This window comes from Hungatella hominis, from assembly GCF_014288005.1.
GTDB classification, from domain to species: Bacteria; Bacillota; Clostridia; order Lachnospirales; family Lachnospiraceae; genus Hungatella; species Hungatella effluvii.
In genome coordinates this window covers 44,297-68,186 of sequence record NZ_JACOPB010000020.1, presented here as the reverse complement: position 1 = coordinate 68,186, position 23,890 = coordinate 44,297, and the positions used below count along the sequence as shown (strand labels likewise).

General features: G+C 48.8%; 25 protein-coding genes. 5 read left to right on the top strand and 20 right to left on the bottom strand.

Annotated elements, in window-relative coordinates; all coding sequences use genetic code 11:
* The 5 genes from H8S75_RS27340 to H8S75_RS27320 are packed head-to-tail and all read right to left on the bottom strand — an operon-like array spanning position 1 to position 4,880.
* Complete coding sequence (locus H8S75_RS27340) at positions 1 to 918, bottom strand: phosphotriesterase family protein (protein WP_187024228.1); 918 nt, start codon at positions 916 to 918, stop codon at positions 1 to 3.
* Positions 919 to 961: 43 nt separating this feature from the next.
* Positions 962 to 2,245, bottom strand: a complete 1,284-nt coding sequence (ulaA, locus tag H8S75_RS27335; RefSeq protein ID WP_110325532.1) for a PTS ascorbate transporter subunit IIC — start codon at positions 2,243 to 2,245, stop codon at positions 962 to 964.
* A gap of 30 nt (positions 2,246 to 2,275) precedes the next feature.
* A complete protein-coding gene (locus H8S75_RS27330; protein ID WP_002601440.1) occupies positions 2,276 to 2,539 on the bottom strand; it encodes a PTS sugar transporter subunit IIB in 264 nt (87 codons plus the stop codon).
* Between the two features lie 11 nt (positions 2,540 to 2,550).
* Positions 2,551 to 2,988 (bottom strand): PTS sugar transporter subunit IIA, encoded by a 438-nt coding sequence (locus tag H8S75_RS27325; RefSeq protein WP_002601441.1) that lies wholly within the window; start codon positions 2,986 to 2,988, stop codon positions 2,551 to 2,553.
* Positions 2,982 to 4,880, bottom strand: a complete 1,899-nt coding sequence (locus H8S75_RS27320) for a BglG family transcription antiterminator (RefSeq protein ID WP_187024227.1) — start codon at positions 4,878 to 4,880, stop codon at positions 2,982 to 2,984. Before H8S75_RS27320 ends, H8S75_RS27325 begins: the two co-directional genes overlap by 7 nt.
* 379 nt (positions 4,881 to 5,259) lie before the next feature.
* Between H8S75_RS27320 and H8S75_RS27315 the strand changes: the two genes are divergently transcribed.
* From H8S75_RS27315 to H8S75_RS27300, 4 genes are all read left to right on the top strand, one after another.
* A complete protein-coding gene (locus H8S75_RS27315; protein WP_187024226.1) occupies positions 5,260 to 6,678 on the top strand; it encodes a PspC-like choline-binding domain-containing protein in 1,419 nt (472 codons plus the stop codon).
* A gap of 190 nt (positions 6,679 to 6,868) precedes the next feature.
* Positions 6,869 to 7,513, top strand: coding sequence for an ABC transporter permease (locus tag H8S75_RS27310; RefSeq protein WP_187024225.1), 645 nt, complete (start codon positions 6,869 to 6,871; stop codon positions 7,511 to 7,513).
* A gap of 29 nt (positions 7,514 to 7,542) precedes the next feature.
* Positions 7,543 to 8,265 carry an ATP-binding cassette domain-containing protein gene (locus H8S75_RS27305; protein WP_187024224.1) on the top strand — a complete coding sequence of 241 codons (723 nt, stop codon included), beginning with the start codon at positions 7,543 to 7,545 and terminating at the stop codon, positions 8,263 to 8,265.
* Positions 8,266 to 8,366: 101 nt separating this feature from the next.
* Positions 8,367 to 9,272: a glycine betaine ABC transporter substrate-binding protein gene (locus tag H8S75_RS27300; protein ID WP_187024223.1), complete on the top strand. Its 906-nt coding sequence runs from the start codon at positions 8,367 to 8,369 to the stop codon at positions 9,270 to 9,272.
* Positions 9,273 to 9,416: 144 nt separating this feature from the next.
* Here the strand turns inward: H8S75_RS27300 and H8S75_RS27295 are convergent, their stop codons facing one another.
* From H8S75_RS27295 to H8S75_RS27230, 14 genes are all read right to left on the bottom strand, one after another.
* Positions 9,417 to 10,226, bottom strand: coding sequence for a HipA domain-containing protein (locus H8S75_RS27295; RefSeq protein ID WP_187024222.1), 810 nt, complete (start codon positions 10,224 to 10,226; stop codon positions 9,417 to 9,419).
* Between the two features lie 6 nt (positions 10,227 to 10,232).
* On the bottom strand, positions 10,233 to 10,781 hold the full coding sequence (locus H8S75_RS27290) for a helix-turn-helix domain-containing protein (RefSeq protein WP_025529170.1): 549 nt from the start codon (positions 10,779 to 10,781) through the stop codon (positions 10,233 to 10,235).
* A 231-nt stretch (positions 10,782 to 11,012) separates the two neighbouring features.
* On the bottom strand, positions 11,013 to 13,298 hold the full coding sequence (locus H8S75_RS27285) for a xanthine dehydrogenase family protein molybdopterin-binding subunit (protein WP_187024268.1): 2,286 nt from the start codon (positions 13,296 to 13,298) through the stop codon (positions 11,013 to 11,015).
* An 8-nt stretch (positions 13,299 to 13,306) separates the two neighbouring features.
* Positions 13,307 to 13,768, bottom strand: coding sequence for a (2Fe-2S)-binding protein (locus H8S75_RS27280; RefSeq protein WP_187024221.1), 462 nt, complete (start codon positions 13,766 to 13,768; stop codon positions 13,307 to 13,309).
* 3 nt (positions 13,769 to 13,771) lie between these two features.
* A complete protein-coding gene (locus tag H8S75_RS27275; protein WP_187024220.1) occupies positions 13,772 to 14,536 on the bottom strand; it encodes an FAD binding domain-containing protein in 765 nt (254 codons plus the stop codon).
* 280 nt (positions 14,537 to 14,816) lie between these two features.
* Positions 14,817 to 15,704 (bottom strand): SDR family oxidoreductase, encoded by an 888-nt coding sequence (locus H8S75_RS27270; protein WP_187024219.1) that lies wholly within the window; start codon positions 15,702 to 15,704, stop codon positions 14,817 to 14,819.
* Between the two features lie 18 nt (positions 15,705 to 15,722).
* Positions 15,723 to 16,298, bottom strand: a complete 576-nt coding sequence (locus H8S75_RS27265; protein WP_187024218.1) for an RNA 2'-phosphotransferase — start codon at positions 16,296 to 16,298, stop codon at positions 15,723 to 15,725.
* Between the two features lie 64 nt (positions 16,299 to 16,362).
* Complete coding sequence (locus H8S75_RS27260; protein ID WP_187024217.1) at positions 16,363 to 17,481, bottom strand: glycoside hydrolase family 25 protein; 1,119 nt, start codon at positions 17,479 to 17,481, stop codon at positions 16,363 to 16,365.
* The gene (locus H8S75_RS27255; RefSeq protein ID WP_187024216.1) at positions 17,474 to 18,019 is read right to left on the bottom strand and encodes a DUF6560 family protein; all 546 of its coding nucleotides are present in this window, start codon (positions 18,017 to 18,019) and stop codon (positions 17,474 to 17,476) included. Before H8S75_RS27255 ends, H8S75_RS27260 begins: the two co-directional genes overlap by 8 nt.
* A gap of 42 nt (positions 18,020 to 18,061) precedes the next feature.
* On the bottom strand, positions 18,062 to 18,754 hold the full coding sequence (locus H8S75_RS27250; protein ID WP_187024215.1) for a hypothetical protein: 693 nt from the start codon (positions 18,752 to 18,754) through the stop codon (positions 18,062 to 18,064).
* 28 nt (positions 18,755 to 18,782) lie between these two features.
* A complete protein-coding gene (locus H8S75_RS27245) occupies positions 18,783 to 19,643 on the bottom strand; it encodes a PhzF family phenazine biosynthesis protein (RefSeq protein WP_187024214.1) in 861 nt (286 codons plus the stop codon).
* A gap of 300 nt (positions 19,644 to 19,943) precedes the next feature.
* Positions 19,944 to 20,150, bottom strand: coding sequence for a hypothetical protein (locus H8S75_RS27240; protein WP_187024213.1), 207 nt, complete (start codon positions 20,148 to 20,150; stop codon positions 19,944 to 19,946).
* Positions 20,151 to 20,186: 36 nt separating this feature from the next.
* Entirely contained in the window at positions 20,187 to 20,441 is a 255-nt protein-coding gene (locus tag H8S75_RS27235; protein WP_002601459.1) for a TfoX/Sxy family protein, read from the bottom strand.
* A 286-nt stretch (positions 20,442 to 20,727) separates the two neighbouring features.
* Positions 20,728 to 21,507, bottom strand: coding sequence for a nucleoside phosphorylase (locus tag H8S75_RS27230; RefSeq protein ID WP_187024212.1), 780 nt, complete (start codon positions 21,505 to 21,507; stop codon positions 20,728 to 20,730).
* Between the two features lie 215 nt (positions 21,508 to 21,722).
* On the opposite strand from H8S75_RS27230, the gene H8S75_RS27225 reads away from it, so the two are divergent.
* Positions 21,723 to 22,628 (top strand): AraC family transcriptional regulator, encoded by a 906-nt coding sequence (locus H8S75_RS27225; protein ID WP_187024211.1) that lies wholly within the window; start codon positions 21,723 to 21,725, stop codon positions 22,626 to 22,628.
* 188 nt (positions 22,629 to 22,816) lie between these two features.
* On the opposite strand, the gene H8S75_RS27220 is transcribed toward H8S75_RS27225, so the two are convergent.
* Complete coding sequence (locus tag H8S75_RS27220; RefSeq protein WP_187024210.1) at positions 22,817 to 23,878, bottom strand: MerR family transcriptional regulator; 1,062 nt, start codon at positions 23,876 to 23,878, stop codon at positions 22,817 to 22,819.
* Between the last annotated feature and the right edge of the window lie 12 nt (positions 23,879 to 23,890).

The window sequence follows — 23,890 nt, the reverse complement described above, 5'->3', positions numbered from 1 at the left end:
TTAAAATACGGCTAGCCACCGCTTGGGATTCTCGATAAAGATCGTGTCGATATCCTGTTTACTGATACCCTCGTCCAGAAGACGGGCGATAAATTTCGTCTTGATAAAGCGGAATCCTGGACCTCCGCCGTAAGCCTCTAAATAGGAGGCGCGTCCCATATCCCCGGATATAAGCAGCTGCCTGCCGTAACCATGCCCGATCAGGGAACGGATGAGGGCTACTCTCGTAGAATCGGGATGGTATTTTACCTTGCCTGGCCCGTCAAACTGAATATAGATTCCCCGGTCGGCCAGCTTAAGCAGATAGTACTCGTCCGGATTGCGGTCCAGATGGCCCAGGGCCACCGTGGTTAAATCCACGCCTTCATTTTCCAGGATATCAAGCACTTCCATGCCCATGGTGCCGGCCTCCGTATGCCCCCAGATCGGCGCTTTGCAGACTTTCTGTGCGGTGGCCGCCGCGATTGTCGTCTTCTTCTCCAGAGGATGGATCATATTGTAATACGTGCCGATTTTGATGAATCCGGCTCTCGCATCCGATCCGTCGCCGCCTTCCATCACATCCTTTGCCAGCATACCCGCGATCTCTTCCATGGACTTTTCCGCCACCCAGGACGGATAGTAGATGTGCTTATTAAAGCCGGTGGTAGCGATGATATGAACCCCTGTCTCCTGAGCCATCCGTTTCAGAATGTTCAAATCCCTGCCATAGTCCAGCGTAGAGGCTTCCACCAGGGTACATCCCCCTACCTCCTTAAAATTCAGGAGCTCCTGCACACTGTTTTCATAGCTGCTCAGTTCTAAATCCCTGTCCTTCTGGCATGGCGGCGGAACCGCGTGGAGATGTTCATGGGGATACGTAAATCCCATCTTCTCTCCCTTGATGTCACCCAAAACTGTCCTTGCGAATCTTTCCATTTTATGTCCTTCTTTCTAATTAAAATTGCAGCAGTCAACCGGCTTACAGCGGGATACCGAACACCATGCCCACAAGGCGCATCAGCACCGATACGATAATGGCATCCGTCGAAGCAAACCATAAGCCTTCCACTCCGTAAGCGCCCACATTGACGAAGGGATATGCAACCGCCACAATCAGGGTGAAGAATACACCGAGGAAGAGGCCTGCTGCCACAGCGCCCTTTTTGCCGCCCAGTTTATCGCCGAACACGCCTGCCGCGCCGCCCATGAAGAAGAGGCCAATCACGCCCGGAAGCACGACAACGTTCATTCTGGTAGTAATCATGGTGCTGATGATACCGCCCACCATCGCCGCCAGGAAACCAACAGTGGTTGCCATCGGTCCGACGCTGTAGAAGATCGGGATATCCAGGGCCGGTCTGGCGCCTGGAACCAGCTTCTCACTGATGCCCTTAAACGCGGGAATAATTTCCCCCAGGAACATACGGACTCCCTGTAAGAGGACGAGTACGCCTGCCACAAAGGTGAGAGCCTGAATCAGGGTATAGATGATGTAGTTCTGTCCGCCGGACAGCGCCGTCACCGTCTCACGGCCTGCGATCAGTGCGGTCAGGATATATACCACAATCATGACGATGGCCATGAGGATAGACATATCCTTCAGGAAGCCCAATTTGTCGGATACGTGAACCTGTTCCCAGGTGTCCTGTTCCGGATCACGGTCCTTTTTGCCGAACAGGCCGCCTACAAATCCGCTCAGACAGACCAGGGAGCTTCCCCAGAAACCAAATGCCACCTCATCCGTTTTTAATATTTTTCTCACAAACGGCTGGGCGATAGCCGGGAATACGATCATGGATATTCCCTGGATTACAGAGCCGATTGCCACCGCTTCCCAGCCCCTGATTCCCATCTGATCCAGGACGATCGCCATGGTACCAGCGAATGAGAACATCATATGTCCGGTCAGGAAAATATACTTAAACGGCGTGATGCGCGCCAGAAGCAGATTGATCAGGAATGAGAACAGCATGATGAGAGGCGTCTCAAATCCCAATACGACCTGCACCGCAGCCACCAGAGAGTTATCCTCCGGCACGATCCCCGCCATGCCGAACGCGCTGTTAAACATAGAACTGAACGGAATCAAAGCCCCCACAATGACATTGGATCCGGCGCTCAGTATTAAAAATCCCAGAATCGTCTTAAAGGTTCCTGAAATAACGTCCGACACACTGTTTTTCATAGCGATCAGACCAATCATAGCTACAAGGCCTAACACAACCGTAGGCTGGCTTAAGAAATCAACTAAAAATTTTATCATACCGTTCTTCTCCTTTTGTCTTCTCCTCAGTTATTTCATATAAGGAAGAATCATTTCTTCGATCCCCTTTTTGTCGAGTAAATTGGTAACCGACAGAACCGGCACATCGGCCACGATCTGTTTGGCGATCTCCGAGGAAGCCGCAATCAGATCACAGGGCTTTCCTTTGTAGGAACCCAGATCCACCGCTTCCCCTTCCACTGCTACGTGATGCTTCTTACCGATATCCTTAATCGTCATCAGAAGCATAAGACTGGTACCAAATCCCATTCCACACACTGTTATCACTCTCATAAATTCTCCTTCTATATTAATTTTGCCAGTTCCCCGTAAGAGGTGATTGTCAATAGCCGTTCTCTGACGTTATCGTCCTCCAGAAATCTCCCCAGTTCCTGAAGCAATGCCAGATGGCTGTCGTTTTCCACACCGCCCAGAGCAAACACGAGTCTCACCGGATCATTAAAGGGGTGATGAAACGACACAGGTTCTTTGAGCCTGATGAAGCTGATGCAGGGCTCAGACACATCTCCCGATGGTCTTGCGTGAGGCATTGCGATTCCCGGCGCCATGACCATATAGGGACCCAGGTCATGGAATGCCTCCTCCATTTTTTCAATATAAGTTTCCTTCACTTTCCCACTGTTCACTAACAGCTGACCACTAAAATGAATTACCTCCTCCGGTGTTGTAAGTCCTTCCACATCCAGCCGGACTACGTCCTTTGTCAATATGTCTGTCAGCATAGGTACCCTCCATCAAATTCCCTTAAATATGTAATAAATTCTTCATAGCATTTACTGCCTGCCAGTTTATTGATCCACTCTTCATCCGATACCAGCAGAAACAATCGTTCCAGCACTTCCTTGATTTTCTCATCTCCTCTTTTAAAGCAGCCCAGGATCACCAGCCTTACGTTGGCCTTTCCCCATGGAACGGGATTTTTCATCAGTACGAAGACGAAAAAGCTCTCTCCGTCAATCAGACAGTGAGGCAGTGCCGCAAAGGGCGATATCTCCGTGGACACCAGATTCTCCCGCTTCATGACGGCAATCTTCTGTTCCTCTAAAAGCCGTCCCTGCTCGATCAGCAGATCGCAGATTCTGGTGAGCACGCCTTTTTTTCTCATGGGCTTGTCCCACAGATAAAAACCGTCCCGCCTGCACAGGGTCTCTAAGCTTTCCCGCCTTTTTAACCGCATCAGGGCGAAATTGATTCTCATCTGGTCCTTTTCATTCAGAAACGGGCTGACTGTGACCACTTCCTTTTCCAGGCTGCTCTCCTGGCCGCAGGGAAGCATCGTGATATAAAAGTCCGCCTCCTCCGGAAGTGCATCTCCTTCTCTGTAATTCCCCATATCCATTACTTCCAGCCCGGTATAGGTCTGCTCCAGCCGGCTCTTTAAGAGGCGCGCAGCACCAGGCATGGTCTCACTGATTAAAACAGTCTTAAACTTACGGATCTTATTCTCCTGTTCCAGGGAAGATGCAAAGTACATGGTGAGGAATCCCAGTTCCCCGACGGAGAGATTCTGTTTTGTGTACTCCGTAATGCATTCCGCCAGCTCGATGGCGTAATAGTAGGCCGTCGGATAGATCTTCTGCAGTTCCTCATAAAACGGATTCTCCGTCTCCATATGTACCAGATATTTGCCGTAACTGGAGGCCACATGGAGGATCAGGCCGTTGACCAGCACTTCATCGCCGTTCAAATCCACACCGTAGTTATCCTGGATTTTTTTCAGCCCCTTCATGACCAGACCGTGGAAAAACATGAGATTGTGCTCGTCGATCTGGTTGATCCGGCTGTTTCCGCCAAACGTCTGCATCCAGATCAGAGTCAAATACATGCACTCCCCTTCCAGCCTGTTATTGGGAAAATACTTCTTTAACAGACACCTGGTCGTCTTCATCTGCGCTTTGAACGGCTCTTTTCCGTCCAGATGAGCCAGATAGCCGAAGTAAATCTCCTTTCCGAGAGAGATTCTCTTGATCGTAATAGCCAGGTATTTGAAAAACTGCTGCTCTTCTTTTTCCTTTGCACAGAGCCCGTATTTTTTGAAGCATCTGTCCATCCACCTGCGAATATCCCTCTCCTGCACCTCCCGGATATCGAGGGCGTTCCAGATTTCCTCTTCCTCTGTCTTTTCCAGCAGATGGTACATACAGTCCCGGATGCTGATCTCATTCCCGCTGATGTAGAGTCCCGTATAGGCTTTGCTGAACAGCTCCAGTCCGAAATTCTCCAGATAGGAGTTGGACAGCGTCGTAATTCTGGACATGCTGGAACGGCTGTAATTGAACAGCTCTTCCAGCTCATCCATTTTACATCCGTCACAGATCAGGATCCGTCTCACCACTTCCCGTATCAGCTCATCCCCCTGACTGCCCGTGTGGCCTCCCATGTCCTTAAAAAATGCCTGGCAGCGCACCTGATCTGTGATTTTTATTTGATACCCCCTTCCCTTATAAGAACGGATTTCAAATCCGTTCTCCCTTCCCAGCGCTTCTGCTTCCTTGACATAGCGAAGAATCATCCTGCTGCTGACTCCCAGATGTGCCCCCAGCTGTCCGGAGGTGACATAACTATCCAGAGTGTCAGCCAGGTATTGGACAACCTGAAATGTTTTTGTATACATAATGTTTTCCTCTCTGTTGCAGCCCTGCCTGTCTCCTGTAACTTCATTATAATAATCTGACAATAAGATGTCGATTTCAACAAATGACGGTTAGTAAGTGACATTATCATTATAATGCTATCATAGCATGACAGGCTTGGGATTATATGGTTATTATGGTACATGTCCAGTATCTTTTTACTAAAAAATTTTAATTTTAAACCATGGAGCAGCTCCAATGTCAAGCATCATTACTCTTAATTTCTCCTTATTTTCTTACGCATTCTTACGCCTTTTTTACTCCACTTGACCTTGGAGCCGCTCCATGGTTTAAAGTCGTGTTATCAGCAGGAGAGCTGCTGAAAGGATACGATTTTCTTTTGAAAGGGGAAATTAATTTATGAAGAAACAGATGAAAAAATGGATTCTTCCATGTGCTGCCGCGCTATTTACCATAGGCGCATCTATGACAGCATTTGCAGCACAGGGCTGGACTATGGAAGGCGACAACTGGGTCTATATCGACTCCAGCGGAAGCAGAGTGACCGATGCCTGGAAGAAATCAGGCGACAACTGGTTCTATCTCGATTCATCAGGAGATATGGCCAGGAGCAGCGTCATTGAATATGACGATGACTACTATTATGTAAACTCCGTAGGTGCCATGGTATCCAACGAATGGCGGGAAATTCCTTCCGATTACGAGGAAGAGGACTCACCGGAGACATACTGGTACTACTTCCAGAACAACGGAAAAGCCTACAAGGCCTCCAGCTCCGGAAAGACCTCCTTTAAATCGATCCGCAAAGCCAACGGAGAATGGAAAAAATATGCGTTTGACTCAGAAGGAAGAATGCTCTTCGGATGGGTTGGCGAGGATTCCGAACGAATCACCGGCGATGACGCATGGAGAGAGGGCGTGTACTACTGCGGCAACTCCGATGACGGCGCTTCTGTATTAAACGCATGGAGCCTTCAGGAGGTCGATGATCCGGATACGGAAGAGGATAACTTCGACGGAACCTACTGGTTCTACTTCGGTAGCAACGGTAAAAAAGTAAAAGATACCACCAAGACCATCAACGGTTTAAAATACCGCTTCAATGAAAACGGCGCAGCAGAATCCGAGTGGTATGCCAAGGCTTCCACCACAACTGCAAGCGGAAGCAACTTATACTACAACCTTCCGGAACAGTGCTGGCTGGCCAAGGGCTGGTTCAAGACCATTCCAGGCGCAGAGGTAGATCCTGAAGCTTACGATGACGGAACAGAATACTGGTTCTACGCTCAGAACAACGGCGAACTCGTCAAGAGCCAGATCAAGACAATCAACAACTACCGCTACGCATTCAACGAAAAGGGCGAAATGCTTCACGGACTCTATATGCTGACCTTCGATGATGACAAGAAGATCGATTCCTACGAAGAGATCGAGGCAGAAAGCGATCTTCCGGATTCCGCTGACGAGCGCGACGTATACTACTTCGGAGATTCTCCTAAGGAAGGCGTCATGGCTACCGGCAAGACCACCATCGATATCGACGGCGAGAAATACACCTACAACTTCCGCAAGTCCGGCAGCGATAAGGGCGCCGGCTACAACGGAATCTATGACGATTCCATCTACATCAAGGGCCGCCTGCTGAAGGCTGACCGCGATGCAAAATACGAGGTTGTATCTTACAATGGCGAAGACTACTTAATCGGCACCTCAGGAAAACTCGCTAAGGGCAAGAAGAACTTAAAGAACGGCGACGACAAATACTTCAGCACGAATAAGCAGGGTATTGTCACCTACGAAGGTTACGAAAAAGAGTAATGAAATTCCGCCATCACAAGCACTCTTTTCTAAAAATAAAAGTGAGGTCTGTCAATCCGGCAGGCCTCATTTTCATTCTGTTATTTTTCCAGAATCTGGTTGCTTCCCCACCACTTTTGTAGTATAATAGTCAGAACGTGTGTTCTATCCCACGTATCATTCATACCAATGACAGAATGGAGGTCATCTCATGATTCACGGAATCTTTTCCCTCTACGCGGAACGCTGGCCGTTCTTCCAGGAGCTGATTCTTCAGCATATAAAGATCGCATCGACAGCGATTCTCATTTCCGGCTCCATCGGTCTCTTTCTCGGTATTTTAATCAGCGAGCACAGGCGGTTCGCCACATGGATCATCGGGGTCATCAACGTGGCCTATACGATTCCATCGATTTCCATGCTGGGCTTTTTAATCCCGTTTACCGGCATCGGCAATAAGACTGCGACCATCGCGCTCACCATCTATGGGCTTCTGCCTATGGTCCGCAACACCTATACCGGCATCACCACCATTGAGGCATCCACTATCGAGGTGGCTAAGGGCATGGGAAGTACGCCCTGGCAGATTCTTTATAAGGTCAAGCTGCCTCTGGCGCTCCCGGTCATCGTGGCGGGACTCCGCAGTATGGTGGTCATGACGATCTCACTCAGCGGTATCGCCTCCTATATCGGAGCCGGCGGCCTGGGAGTAGCCATCTACCGGGGCATCACGACGAACAACGCCGCCATGACGTATGCGGGCAGCATCCTGATCGCCCTCGTGGCTCTCGCATCCGATCAGCTGGTGGCTTATATTGAACGTCATATTCGTAAGAAATGGCATCTGTCTCCGTAAGGGGACAGACCGCTGTAAGGAGGATTATCATGAGCGTTATCGAATTAAAGGATATTACCATGTCCTATGGACCAAACCGGATCCTGGAACATTTTAATTTAAGTGTGGAACAGGGCACATTTTTAACCATGATCGGCAGTTCCGGCTGCGGCAAGACCACAGCCCTGAAGCTGATGAACGGGCTGCTCACACCGGAGCAGGGAACCGTCTGTATCAACGGCACGGACATTTCCCATACAGATATCAATGAGCTGCGGCGGGGCATCGGCTATGTCATTCAGGAGATCGGCCTCTTCCCGCATATGACCATCGAGAAAAATATCTGCTACGTGCCGAATCTCTATAAGTCCCCAGACAAAGCGGCCATCGCGGCCCGCGCCCGTCAGCTGGCGAAGACCGTCGGTCTGGATGCAGAGATGCTGAAGCGCTATCCCAGCGAATTATCCGGAGGCCAGCGCCAGAGAGTCGGAATCGCCAGAGCACTGATGAACTCTCCAAAGATCATCCTGATGGACGAGCCCTTCGGCGCAGTCGACGAGATCACCCGCAAGCGGCTTCAGGAGGAGATCCTTCGGATTCATGGGGAACTGGGCGGAACCATCGTCTTTGTCACCCACGATATCAAGGAAGCCTTAAAGCTTGGCAGCCGCGTCCTCGTCATGGATCAGGGACATATCATTCAGGACGGTACGCCAGCCCAGCTCCTGGAACATCCTGCAACGGATTTTGTCCGCCGGCTGGTGGCCGGTTAAGGCGGAACCCATTGCTTTTATATAGAAAACTCCGCATCACACGGGGCCGTAAGTCACCCCTTGCTCGCGGGAATACAAATTGATCACAGGAGGAAACAGATATGAAAAAATGGAAAAAACTGGCTACAGCCGCTGTCATCGGAACCGCAGCCATCGCTGCGCTGTCTCTTAGCGGATGCGCAAAAAAAGAACAGGGCACCATAAAGATCGCGTCCAAGCCCATGACAGAGCAGTACGTACTGACCGAGATCATCGGCCAGTTAATCGAGCACGATCTTGGTGTAAAAGTAGAGATTACCAAAGGGGTCGGCGGCGGTACCACGAACATCCAGCCGGCACTGCTTAAGGGGGATTTCGACTTATATCCGGAATACACCGGAACCGGCTGGCTCACCGTTTTAAAGAAGGAACAGGAGAACGATCCCGATATCCTCTATGAGAATCTTCAGAAGGGCTACGAAGAGATGGGACTCCACTGGACCGGCCTCTACGGCTTCCAGAATTCCTATACCCTGGCAGTGAGAAAAGAAGCTGCCGACCAGTATTCCCTCAAGACCTTCACAGACCTGGCCGCCGTGTCAGACCAGCTGGTATTCGGAGGGAATCCCGACTACATGGAGCGTGAGGATGGCTTCAATTACTTAGCGTCTGCCTACAACATGAACTTCAAGGATGTCAAGGACATCGATATCGCCTTAAAGTACACTGCCATGGCCGATAAGCAGATCGATGTCACCAATGCATACACCACTGACGCCCAGCTGAGCGTGGCCGATGTATCCCTGCTGGAAGATGACCAGCACATTTTTGCCACCTATTACGGCGCCACCGTAGTCCGCCAGGATACCTTAAAGAAATATCCCAAGTTAAGTGAAACTCTGGAAAAACTGACAGGCCAGATCTCCGACGATGAGATGCGCGCCATGAACTACGCTGTGGAAGTGGATCAGAAGGATGAAAAAGATGTCGCAAAAGACTTTTTGACTGAGAAGGGGCTTTTAAAGTAAATTGAGCAGCATTGTGTAAGTTTCTGTGAATAATACTTTCATCATATACGAAACCGGACGGCCCCCGGGACCTTATCAGGTAATACACTTAAGGGGCCGTCCGGTTTCACATATGCAGTCCCTGCATAATTATAAATGCTGAATTCACAGGAATAAATAAGCGTACTTTTTCATCTGATACAAAAGGATATCTTCTGCTCTGTTTTTTATTTCTATTGGATAGTATGGCTCTGACATAATCAATCTGTGTACCTCCTGCTTTGTGAATCGAAAGGTGATCTGCCTCCCATACAGTTTTTCCACAATATCTAACTGCTCATCAAAACTGCTGCAAAACATTTTGGATTTTACTTCATTCATCAGCGGATATACCTCCTGATTCAAAGGATAATCCATGGAGGTATCTGACAGCAGCGAGGCGCCATGATCAAAAAAAGGACAGTAGTGAAATTGGTTGTATGAATCTATAAGAACAGCTATATTGTGGGTATGCCTGTCTTCATTCAGAAAAAGGGCGTCAATTGTAATAAGCCTGCTTACATACTTTCCAAAATCCGTCAATCCGGTTATTCGGATAATCTGATCTACCATAAATTTAATTCTTTCTTCATAGGAAGTAATTTTATACATACTTGTCATCAAACTCTCTCCAAAAAAGTTTTTAAACAAGCGTTCCAATGTAATCAACTGCCAGCCATCCGATAAAAAATTCGTACTCTTACACCCATGAAACATATTCTTTTTATATCTTATCTGCTCTGTATCATAAAGACAGACATCATTCTTTTTCAGATCAGACAGAACCAGAAGATGGGAGACCATATATTCCGCCAAACCTTCATAGCCTGTATAATCAGCTTTATACCATGCATTCCCATTATACCATTTTAACTGATTTCCTTTAGAAGACTGCCTGTCATCCGTCTTTCTGTCCTGCTCAAATAATTCTGTCATATGAGATCACCTCTCAATTCTGATCCAGAAATCATCCTCCGCCATTTTGCCCTCTGTCTTTTCAATGATCAGCATCGGCTCATAGAACGGTATTCCCAGATCATCTAAAATTAATTTCATCTTATCTCTGTCTTTCGGGAAACATCGCGATTCGATAAATTCCTCATAATCCTGGTAGTTCGGCTCCGAATTCCTGCCGAAGGCCCTTTTCAAATAGCTGTCAGTAAAATTATAAAGCTTGATTCTCCTGTTTTTCTCGTCTACATCTATAACCGAGCATATCTCATCATGATACATATACCAAAGTCTTAAAGGAAAACATCTCTCAGGGATTGTATAGTATTCCATTAAAGCGGGATTTTCTTCCAATATCTTTAACAGAGTGACAACAGGCCCTGTAATTGGTTTCTTTTTTCGTTCCCAGTATTCTACTGTTTTTTTTGAAACATTCATAAAGTCTGCCAGTCTCTGCTGAGTTAAACTCAACCGTTTTCTAATTTTGATAATATCCTCTGCTGATGCCTGGCTTCTGATGGCAAACGTTTTATTCTCCACTTCATCACCTCCTCTTACAATAATTATATCCTAAATTTTAGGATATAACAACTCTGTTTTACCCTAAAATTTAGGATATTTTGTTTTTATACCACTCCACGATCCCCCTGCTGCTTTCTAAAACAACTGATTTTCTTATTATACCGGCGCCGTTCTCATGTTATACTCTTCTTATCATAAAAGAGGGACCAGAACATTGAGAATATTTCATGTTCCGGTCCCTCTATTATTTTACTCTTTTCCCTGCTCACGCATCCCCCGATACACTTTTTCCGCAGTGATCGGAAGCTCCCGAATCTGCACTCCGACCGCATTCGCCACAGCGCCCGCGATGGCAGGTGACGGAGTGTTGATCACGATCTCGCCGATGGACTTTGCGCCAAACGGGCCGGTCGGCTCGTAGCTGCTCTCAAATTCCACCCGGATGTTTCCCACATCGATCCTGGTTGGAAGCTTATATTGAAGGAAGGAATTTTCAATCAGGTGACCCTTCTTCGTGTAGGTGATATCCTCATACAGCGCCATACCGATGCCCTGAGCGATTCCGCCCTCGGTCTGAACTCTCGCCAGATTCGGATTGATGACGGTTCCGCAGTCAACAACGGCCGCGTAATCGATCAGTTCCACCTCGCCGGTCTCCGTATCCACTTCCACCTCGGCCATTCCCACCATAAATGGAGGCGGTGATACCGGGGAAGTATGGGTGTATCCGGCTGACAGCATCTTCTCGTTGCAGCACATGATGCGGTTGCCGATATCCTTTAAGGAGATCTCTAATTCCCCTTCCGGCTGATAGACCCGTTTGCCGTCAAATTCCAGCTGCGCTGCATCGCATCCTAAATAATCCGCTCCCTTTTCCACGATTTTCTGCCTCAGTTCCTCACAGGCCCGGACAACCGCCATTCCCGTCAGATACGTGGTGCTGGAGGCATAGGAACCGGAATCGTAAGGAGAGACATCCGTATCGCTGCTGTGAACCACAATCTGGTCCATATCGCACTCCAGACAGTCTGCGGCCATCTGCGCCAGAATCGTATCGCAGCCGGTGCCCATGTCGGAGGCGCCGATCAGCAGAGTGTAGAAACCATCGTCATTGACACGGATCTCCACAGAGCCCACATCCACATTGGAAATGGATGAGCCCTGCATAGCCATGGCGACTCCGACTCCGCGGACCTTTCCATTGCCCAGATCCACGCGGGGGGCTTTCTGATCCCAGCCGATCATCTCCTTCGCTCTCGCCATACAGCGGTCCAGAGCGCAGCTGTTTAACTTTTCACCGTAGTAGGCAGGCATCACATCGCCTTCTCTTACCATGTTCTTTTCCCGGAGCGCCACCGGGTCCATGTGGAGTGCAGCCGCCAGTTCATTGACTGCGGATTCCACTGCAAAAATCCCCTGGGTTGCTCCATAGCCCCGGTAAGCGCCGGAAGACATGACATTCGTATAGACTACATCGTAACGGAAACGGAACGCTTCCGGCGTCCGGTAAAGCGGAATCGATTTGTGGCCGGAAAGGCCTACCGTTGTCGGGCCGTGTTCTCCATACGCTCCCGTATTGGAGAGCGAATAGACATCAATGGCCTTAATCGTTCCCTCAGCATCCGCTCCCAGCCGCACACGGATCTCCATCTCATGGCGCGGAGATGAGGCAATCTGAGACTCATAGCGGGTGTAGACCATCTTGGCCGCCCTTCCCGTCTTCATGGTCACGATAGCCGGATAGACTTCCGCGACTACCGTCTGTTTTGCACCGAAACCGCCGCCGATTCTCGGTTTAATCACACGTACCTTCGACTTGGGCACATCGAGCGCATGGGCGAGAATTCTTCTCACGTGAAATGGAATCTGCGTGGAAGCCACCACGTTCAGCCTGCCGTAAGTATCCAGATACGTATAAGCCCGGAAGGTCTCCATCATGGCCTGCTGGTTCGCCTTCGTGTGATAGACGCGGTCAATCACATACTCGCACTGTTCCAGCGCAGCATCCACGTCACCATTTTCCTCACCGCCGCAAGCGCAGAGATTACGCCGGTTGTCCGCGCCTACAGGGCAGAGGCTCTTCCAGTTCTTTTCCGGATGAACCAGAATGGAGTTATCTTTCGCTTTCCGAAAATCGAGAATTGGCTCCAGCACCTCATATTCTACCTTGATCAGACGAAGGGCGTGATCAACCGCCTCCTCCGTCTCGCCCGCCACAATCGCAGCCGCATCGCCCACAAAACGCATTCTCTTATCCAGAATCAGCCTGTCATAGGGGCTTGGCTCCGGGTACGTCTGGCCAGCCATGGTAAAACGCTTATCCGGCACATCCTCATAAGTCAGTACACAGGCAATCCCGTCCACTTCGGAGGCGGCCTTCACATCGATTGCCTTAATCAGGGCATGAGCGTGAGGACTGCGGAGCACCTTTACAATCAGGCTGTCCTTCGGCGCCAAATCATCCGTATAGACAGGCTTTCCCGTTACCAGCGCCCTGGCATCCACCTTTACTACAGGGGAATTTACCGCATGCATTTCCATTTTCATCTCGCCTCTCCTCCCCTCGCCAGATACTTTCTTATGGCCCTCATCTGGCCCATATAGCCGCTGCACCGGCATAGATTGCCGGCCAGGTACTCCCTGACTGCATCTTCTTCCGGCTGATTCAGTTCCTTTTCCATTGCAAGCACGTTCATGATCAGGCCGGGGCTGCAGAATCCGCACTGTTCGGCTCCCTCTCCTGCCAGATACATTCCAAACTCTTCCGCTTCCTTCTGAACGCCTTCCAGAGTCACCACGTCCTTGTCATCAACACGGGCCGCCAGCATAGAACAGGAGAGAACCGACTTCCCATCGACCAGAACGGTGCACAGGCCGCAGTTTTCCGTCTCACAGCCGCATTTTACACTGTAGCAGCCTTTTGCCCGGAGTAAATCAAACAGGGATGTATCGTCCTTGATCTCCGCATACGTCACTTTTCCATTTAAAGTAAATTCTATCTCCACGTTCTATACCTCCCCGCCAAGCTGCTTCATCAGCCGCCCTGCGTATACTTCCGTCAGATGCCTCCGGTATTCGGCGCTTCCTCTCGTATTGTCTCCAAATCGAAAATGCTCCGCCACGGCACCGCAGTCCACCTTGCCGTCCTCGGCCGCCACTTCCACCACTTCCGCTCTGGAGGGCCTGGCTCCGACCGATACGTACCATGTCCCCTCTTTTTTTGCCACACAGCAGGCAATCAGCGGGAAATCCGTACCGGATCGTCTCTGAGCCGCGTAAGCAGCCCTTCTGCCGTCTTTTTTTATAATAATGCGCACCAGAATATCGCGGTCGTATTTCATGTGGTTAAACTCTTTCAAGGAGACGACTCCGCCCTGATAAAGCTCCACATAAGTATCGAGCGCCATCAGGCAGGTCATGATATCGGAAAAACCAAATCTTCCGAACACACTGCCTCCGACCGTCGCCCCGTTTCGAAACTGAACGCCCACAATCGCCCGCGTGCACTCCTTAAAAACTCCCTGAAAATATGTATTCAGCCCCTCATGTGTCTCCAGCATGCGCAGGGTGCACATGCAGCCGATCCGGAATTCCTCATCCGTCTCCTCGATCGTATCGAGCCCCAGTCCCGCCAAATCGATCAGGGTCATTTTCACGCGGTTCTGAAGCTTCAGCCACATCATACCGCCGCCTACAATACTGCTCTTTTTCTGATTCAGCTCATAGGCCTCTGAAAGGCTTCCCGCCTTCACGTAATTTTTAAACCTTACCACCAGAATTTCCTCCTGACTCCAAAGCTTTCCTTCTTTTGCAACAACAGAATAAATCATAGATTCCGCATCCGGCCTTATGCCGCCTCACTCCGGGCAGACATAAAGCCGGAAAAAGTATATCATACTCACTCCGGCTTTGACAATCGATTCTTCGGTTTTCCGCTGTTTTTCTACATTTTTCGACTTTTCCCTGATAATTCACCGGGAAGTTAAGGCACTTTTCCGCCCTGGCTTCCCCTCATTTCGACTCTGATGTCTTTTTCCCCGCGAAAGGCCATTCCTATCGCTGCCGGATCATCCCCGTCATATATTCCGGACTCTCCTCGAAACACCTGCGGAACCCTTCCACTGTATCCGGAAATTCAATCCCACAGCCTCGTATTTTTTCTGTATCCATCAGCAGGTTCCTGGGCTGTTCTGCAAACCGCTCCTGGTCAGGAATGAGAAGTCCGCTTCTGTCCTCTCCGTCTGTCACCATCGCCAGAACCGCTCTCGCCGTCTCATATGTGGACAGCGTACCTCCGCTGCCAAAGTTATAGATTCCCGCCGGAAGCGTTCCCGCTGCCTCTATATTTTTCACGACCTCCATGGCCCAGGTGATTCCGCGATAATCGTGGACCGGAAGCGTCAATGGACGGTTTTGAATCAGAGCCTTCAGTAAATTCCCCAGAAGGTTGCTGTTGCTCTTTAGCCCCCGCCAGGGGAAATCATACATCCACGGCAATCGGAGGCACACCGAGTCCGGAAGTATGGCCATAATCTCCTCCTCTGCCTGCCGTTTGTGAAGCCCGTAGACATTGACCAGCTCCGGAGTATTCTCCTCCTTCGCCGGTACCATGGTCCGGTTTCCCGCGTAAATCTGATCCGAGCTCATAAAGATCAGCCTGCTCCCGGTCTCCCTGCAGGCCCGTGCCAGGTTCACAGCCCCGTTCACATTGACCGCCTCCGACAGGCCCGGATTTTCCTGGCAGGTCCCGGTGTTGGAGATAGCCGCGCAGTGAATAACCAGCTGTGGGGCCGCCGCTCTCACGAATTCTGCCGCCGCTGCCTCATCCGTGATATCCAGATTCCCGTGATGTGCTCCCGTTATCTCATATTTTTCCTGGTAAAATTTCATAAGCCTGGAGCCTAGAAATCCGTTTGCTCCTGTTACCAACCATCTCTCCATACTGCTTCCTCCGTCACCTTATTCTCTGTCCATGACTTTCAGATATTTACTCTCCACCGGTCCGGTCAGCCACACTCCGTTTTCAGACTGGTAAAATACCGCTCCGGCTCTCATCATTCTTTCCGTATCGACGCTCAATACCACCGGCTTTCCGTGCCTTTTTCCAACCTTTACAGCCGTTTCATAATCCCCGGACAGATGGACGTACAGCCGGCTCATGGATTTCAGCCCCTGAGCCATAATGGATGGGAGAAAACGCTCCGCCGTCCCATGATACAGCACTTTGGGCGGTTTCGTTTCTTTCAGTTCCACATCCACCGGAATACTGTGGCCCTGGTTTGCCCGGATCAGCGTACCGTCTTCGCTCATGCGGTAACGCCCCTTTTCATCTGTTCTCACAATCTCCTTCAGCATTTCCAGATCCAGAGGCCTTCCTGTTTTCTGAAATCCCTCAATCAATTCCTCCACATCAGCCCAGCCATGTTCGTCCAGCGTGATGCCGGCCGCATCTGGCTGATGGCGAAGAACCAGGCTTAAAAACACGCTCATCTTCTTCCATTTATTATTTTTTGAATTGTCGTTCTTATTCTCCATCCTTTACTCCTTCATGTTCCTGTCCCGCGGCGGAAGAGGCATTATCTTCTCTTCCCACGTTCTCCTATCCGTTTCCGTCATACGAATCGTATTTAGATATCACGGCGGCAGGGCGTTGCGCCTCCGGATTGTATTTCCATTCCTGTTCCGTACATTCATAACACCGAAGTCCGGTATCGGCAGACTGCGTCCATATCCGGTCCGTTCCCGGTTCCCAGCAGATTCCCCGGAAATCCCGCGCACGGTCCGTGATAAAGGCAAAAATACGTTCTCCGCTCTCTCCATCCTGAATCGTCACCCGAACCGATTGCAGACCGGTGCTCTCATCTGTCACCACGTCCTGAACCGCCAGATAGCGGCCGTCGCCGCTGTACTGCGGATCCGGGCGGAAGCTTCCCCAGCCTGGCCTGTAGTTCCAGCCCATCTCGTAATTCCTGGACCAGAATTCCCATTCATCACGGTCGCCCCCAAACACATTCATGTCAATATACGTTTCATCTCCCTCGTATCCGTTCAGCTTTTTCCGGTTTGTATACTGCCAGAACACCCAGTTCCAGTTACCTGTCTCCGGTTTCTTCATCACGTTTCTAATCCAAAGAGGATACTCCTCATATCTTCCTTCCAAATATAAATGCATCGTATCTTCCGTCGCATAGAGCACCGGTTTGACGCCATAATGTGCCTCCAGCCCCTGCAGCATCACATCCAGCTGCGCGCATACCGTCTCTCGATCGGGCGGATTTACTTTCTTATCGCCATAGAATTCGAAATCAACCACTGGCGGAAGCATTTGCCGGAAGGCTGGTACTGTCTCTGTAAAATGCTTCAGCTGGCTCTCTCCCGGGCTGTCAAAGCTGAAAAAATGGTATGCCCCGATCCTGAGTCCCGTGTCCTTCGCCGCTTCCCAGTTCTCCGCAAACTTCTCATCCGTATGAGAGCTTCCCTCTGTCGCCTTTATGTATGCAAAATCCAGATCCTGCGCCGCCAGAACCGGCCAGTCGATGGTCCCCTGATAGCGGGAGACATCCACACCGCGTACCGGATACCGCTTCTGTGAAGGATTATTAAACTGAATCAGGCCGCAATAGACCGCGTACCCATAGAACGCGCACAGGATGGCCGCCATCACGCAGACCACGCCGGCTGCTATTATCTGTTTTTTTCCTCTTCTGCTCTTATCCATTCCATATCCCACCTGCACTGCGCCGGATCTTCCGGCTCTCCATGTCCTTCATAAAATATTCCGCATTCACCAGATTGGAGCGAATCCAGAATAACCGTCTTCCCTCCCTGTCAAATACCTCGATCTTTCCGGGTTTCGACTGTCTGCCTGCCGACTCCGTCACATGAAGCCCGGATATTCCCGTCGTCTGTATTCTTCCGCTTCTGTCCCGGTACGTAATCTCCATGGAGGTGACCGTAATCCGCATTGTAAAGAACAGAAAAATTTCCCTGGCCAAGTTCACAAAGGCACAGACACCTATTGCATAAAAAAACAGGCTGTTTTTCCCATTCAGATATTCGGGATACACCGCTCTCCAGACGAAAAGGAGCACAATCAACGCGATCACAATCGTAAGGAGAAGTCCCCCTGCATTCTCATAAACCCGATACTCATCTCTCTGACGATTCTTCTCCGCTGCCTGCTTAAGACCGCGTTCCAGAGCCCATACCGCTGCTGCCACAACAACGCAGGCCGCCAGTATTCTATTAAATTCCATTTTCTTCCCTCCTCTGCCGCTGTCACTGCAAACGGGCTGCTGTCAACGGGAATGGGCCGCTTTCGCCATTCGGAACTTAAGGCCTGTCTCCCTGTTCACGCTGTCTGCCATGGATGCCGTTGCATATAAATACAATGGTGCCTCATGGCTGTTATCCAGATAGAAACGTTGTTCTGCACCGCCCTCCCGGTCCAGAATCCGGTTTAAAAATCCCGCCATCCCGGTATCCATCCAGTCGCGGTTTTTTCTGGCCTTCCATTGATAAGCACGGTCATGAAAACGGAAGGTTACCACATAACGTTCCTCCCCACTGATCTCCTCAAACGGCAGCCCGGATATCGCCTTCAGACCATTTAATATCTTCCCGTAGGAATCCCACTGATAGATACACTCCCGGTCCCCGGTCGAATAGACGCAGTTCAGCGCCTTCCTGCTCCCGGCCAGTATACAGAATCCATAGTATGGGTGACTGGCAAGATACTCATTTTCCGAAGGCGTAAGATCGAGAATAAATTCCTGTTCCATTTCAGCCGGAGCAATGGATATCCCCGCTTCTTTCAGTACCCGTATCTGCTCCAGTTTCGGAACACATCCGCTTGCCTCCACTCCCATCATATCCTCAATCGCCGCCACAGCGCGCCGTTTTACAAACTGCACACAGACGGCCAGAGCCACCGCAGCAGCCAGTAAAATCAGGAGACAGCTCATTACCGTACCGATAAAACCTGCTGCCATATCCGCTTCACTTCCTTTCCCGGTCATCTCAATCCATGGTGATCGTTTTCATCGATTCCACATACCCGTACCCGCCTGCGAAAACGCCGGTAACAGTATTGCCGCTGCTATGCACATGAACATATATTTCGGAAATGCGATTCAAGCGGTGTCCCTGTTCAAATATATACCGACTCCGTTTCTGTTCGTATTTATGCAGATAACAGGCCAGTGCACAGTTGGAGGTTCCGGTAGCGGATTCCTCATCAATACCATACAGAGGCGCGAAATTTCTGCATACTGCGGTTAAATTGCTCTCTCCCGTAAGAGAAAATGCATGAATCCCGACGCAGTCCCGTTCCTGGCTGAGCTTCGTAATAGCCGCGAAATCGGGAACCATGTTCTCCAATATCGTCGGCGACTCAATCGGAACTATGATATCTTTTAGACCGGTCGATACCATTTGAACAGGCAGATTTTCTATACCGGAGCCAGCTTTTAAACCGAAACACGGTTCGACCTCTGCCCTGTTCAGTGTTTCGTAAAATTGCGGAGTATTCTGCTGCATGAATATTGCCCCGTCCTGCTCCACATTTATGCTCAATATCCCAGACCTTGTCTCAATCGTATACCCGGATTTTTTCAGTCTGTTTAAATGATTTAACACGACAAAGGACGCAATTGTCGCATGGCCGCACAGGGGAACTTCTCCCGCCGGCGTAAAATATTCCAGACTATAATCTGCCCGCTCTGACTGAGAAAGAAAGGCAGTCTCGGAATATCCTAACTGATACGCTATCTTTGTTTTTTCTTCTTTACTTAAAATAGGACTCTGCAAAACTACACCGGCTCTATTTCCGCCCATATTGTTTTTGCTAAATGCGCTTGCTACGCAGACATCGATCAACATAGGAATTCCTTTCGCTGTAACAACGGTATTTTGCTGTAGGACATGTTGTCCTTATAAAAACGGATCATATATGAAAACAGCAAGCCATATCCGGCCTGCTGATCGGTCCTGCCATACCACGTTCCGCCTGATTTTGCCGCTTATCAGAGATTCTCTCGACTCCGGCTGGAAATGTACGTTTATCCCCATAAGCAGCAGGGTAACATTCAAAACCGTTACACTAATTATTTGCATTTTTTTCATTTGAATTCTCCCATTTTTCACAAGCTGCAATTTAGCTGGAACCTGACCGTTATGGGATCAGTCTGCTCTTTCAAAAATGACGGTCTGCTCTTTCATCGATATTTTACCGACCTGCCAGCCATACTCTGTCAACTCTTTTTTATAGTTCAAAAAAGAATGGTCTAATGGTATTCCAACTATATCCGCTATCTCATCAAACGTTAATTTCAATGACTTGCATTCCTTTTCCCGTACATATTCCCACAATGCCTGATATTTGCTCATTTCGTATTACTCCTTTCCCCCCTCTGAGGCTGCCGTTTATTGAAAGCCGTCGCTAAACGCCTTTAGATCTCTTTTGACTTCATCGGGCAATTGGTTATAACCCAGATCATCAATCGCTCCCTGAAGCGTATATAAATGGACTAAACAGACATTTGGGTAACGCAATTTCAAACGCAGAAAAGCTTCTTTGCTTCCTGTCTGCCTTAACTCCTCTGCCGTACAAATATCGACAGCTTTCAACTTCTCTTCCATTGTTTTTCCGATATTTCGCATGGAAGTCAATTCTGCCATAGAATACCTCCTGATCCTTGTCGTTTATTATCGCCTAAACGGTCAACAGACGATGCTTATATTCCCGTAACTCGTGACTTTTCGATATAAAAACGGTAACCGGTTTATAAAATTCTGCTTAAAGTCTAAAACAGTACTTTTGACCGTTATAGTTCCATTTTACAGTAATCCCTGCTATTTTACTACCACGTTTATTACGAAAATTCATTTTGTGAATCTGTATGCAGCGCTGACCTTGAAAATATAGGTACCTGCAGGACCACACAAATGACGTATCTGTGACATTCTATAATTGTAAGGCAAAGTTTACTGACTGCCTTACAAATTCTTCCCGTGTTTCTTTAAATCCCAAATTGCCCCAATCCCATTTAACATCATTTTCAGAAAGAGGATGTTTATCAGAACATAATAAAATCGATACCGCGGGAATGGAATAATATTTGCTTACAGATAAAAGTGCAGATGATTCCATATCTACGGCCACACAGCCTTTTTCTCTCCATTTCGCCTCTTTCGCATAGGTCTGCCGATAGAATGCATCGCTGGTAACAGCATCATCTGTGAGCACCTCAAACGCATTGGAAAAGTAAGCTCTGCCTTTATTGTAAAGGCTTCTGTCCGGCTCTACGAACTCGATATTGTCAAAATAGTGGAATGATGTTCCCTCTTCACAAAGGATTTTATGAGGGATTAGTACATTACAAACGTTGATACTATCAGAAAAACCGCCGCACATGCCCACTACAATCACGCGTTTGACGCCTAATGCCCTTACCGTCTCCAGAGTGTCTACTGCCGCTGGCGCACCATATCCGCCTCGCGTAAAGCATACTCCCTCATGCCCCTCGATCGAGATACATTCATAGCCTTCCAGAAAACAAGGCAATGTTTCAAGTAGTGTGATAGTTTTAAAATTTGCCTCAACAAACTTTAAAGCCATGCCAATTTCAAAAATCACACAGGTTTCCGGAAGCATGCAGGATTCCTTTTTAATATGCCTGCTCTTCACATGTTCTTCAGCCGTTATTACAGGCGCCGTGCTGTCATCAGGAAGTTTCCATTTCATTCTTGTACTATCCCCTTCCTTGCCTCTTGAGAGACTTATTAAATAAAGGCATTATACTACAATCTGCCACTGTCAACAAGGCAAAAGTAAACTCGGAGATAGCAATCACGCAGTTAATATGAAATCAACATACAAAAAGAGCATTGTGTGATAAGCTAATATTAAATTATCCGGTTAGAATATCATTAAAGAAAACAAAGGAGGGATATCAAATCGTGCATGCGTGGGAAGCAATTCAAAAGTCCGTTGATTATATAGAAAACCATTTAACGGAAGACATACCCATTGATAAACTTGCGGAGACTGCCAGCTTATCACCATTCTATTTCCAGCGTTTATTTTCACGCTTAGTTAAAAAGCCCGTCTGCGAATATATAAAGTTACGCAAATTGGCACAGGCAGCAGATGATTTGAAAACCAAGAATACCCGCATAATTGATACTGCAGTGAACTACGGTTTTTCCAGTCATGCTAGTTTTACAAGGGCCTTCAAAGAAGTTTATGGTATTACACCAGACGAATATCGAACGTCAGACGTACATCTGAACCAATTTGTAAAACCTGAACTGATCTTAAATTACGTAATGGTTGACGAAAATGTTCCACTGGTTACAGATGGTATTGTTCTGGAAGTCACACGCAGACAGCTGGCCATACCGCGAATATTTATTGGGATTGAAAAAGAAATACCAATTAAAGAATTGATGGGAGGAACTGAAACGAGCATTTCATATGCTGCAAAGCTGTGGAACGAATTTCACGAAATAAAACCGAAAATACCTCATCTCATCGAACATGGAAATGAATTTGGTGCTCTTTATATCGGAAATGCGAAAGAGGGATACTGTACCTATATGGCAGGCGCCGAAGTCGAATATGGAACTTCTGCAGAAGGATATTCTACCTTCGAACTACCTGCTGCAGAGTATATTGTATGCGGATTTGAAGCTGAAAGCTTTGAGGAGTTGACAAATTCTGCCGTTTATAAAGCACAGACATTCATGGAAAGGTGGATGAAAAAACACAAGCTGGCCGCAACCGATTTTGCAGGGGAAATGTATTATCCCACGGAAGGCTGTGCGTATTTGGAACATTGGGTGAGATCAGTTACAACAGATTAGTAACATCGCCCTCGTCGATGAACTATTTTTCTTCCCGGATTTGCAGAGAATTACCGCTGATATTGACAATGGTAACTAGTACAGCATTGCTGTCATGCCGTTCAAATCTTATTTTGACATTACAATGCGGCGCCGTATAACCGATTTTCCACTTTGCGGTGCCGCATTGATTCCGTTCTCTGCCTCGTCTAATCCCCGGCCCTTCTATCCCCGGTCACAATCCAAATGAACGGATCCATCTGTACATGCCTGGCATCGAATCCCAACGTTTCCAACACGCCTTCCAGCCGGTCCACATATGCGAAATATTCATCCTCCAGATCTTCCCGTTCCGCGTCAGAACAGTTTTCCGCAAATATCTTCCTTGCCTCTTCATCGGCAAACATCAGATCCGCAATCACAATACGCCCCTTCGGTTTCAGAATCCGGGCCATCTCCTTGACAGCCAGGATTTTCTCCTCCTCATTGCAATGATGGAACGCATAGGATGATACCACGGTATCCACACTCCCGGAATCCAGGGGAAGCTGCAGAAACGTTCCCAGTTTCACCTTCAGCTTGGGGAACTTCTTTTTAGTCTCCTTGAGCATATTCACCGACTGGTCGATTCCGGTAATTTCACAATCAGAAAGCCGCCGTCCAGCCAGTTCTCCTGTACCGACCCCAATTTCCGCCATGATGCCTCCGTGCTCCCGAGCCAGCCGCGCCGTCTCATTTAGGACCGTTTCATAATTCTCATAAAATGCGAGCCCGTTCACACCACGCCTCACCATCTCATCGTAATGAACCGCAGAGCTGTCGAAGTCCCACCGGTCCTCCCACTCCGCCATCCCCGCAAGCAGTGCCGCAGTTTTCTCCAACTCCTCCATGGCACTTGCCGGTATGGCCGCATTGAAACTGGAACCTCCGTCTTCCGTTCCATTTATCTCTCCCAGCATCCCATCGATGCAGCCCGCCAGGGAATCCCGGATCAGGCTCATGGAATGAACATGACGGTTTAAAATATCATACTGCTGAAAAAATAAATCCACCGGACTTTCCTCCTGCCCGAGCAGTTTTAATATCATTTCAATGGAAAATCCCATCCTTCGGTACAGCAGAACAATCTGAATCCTGGCGACATCATCCATCGTATACATACGATAACCATTTTCATCCCTGTGCGGTGCAAGAACGCCCTTCTTTTCATAAAAGCGCAGGGCGTTCGGATTGACATGAAGCATTTTAGCCGCCTCGTTGATTTTAAGCATCTTCTCTCCTCC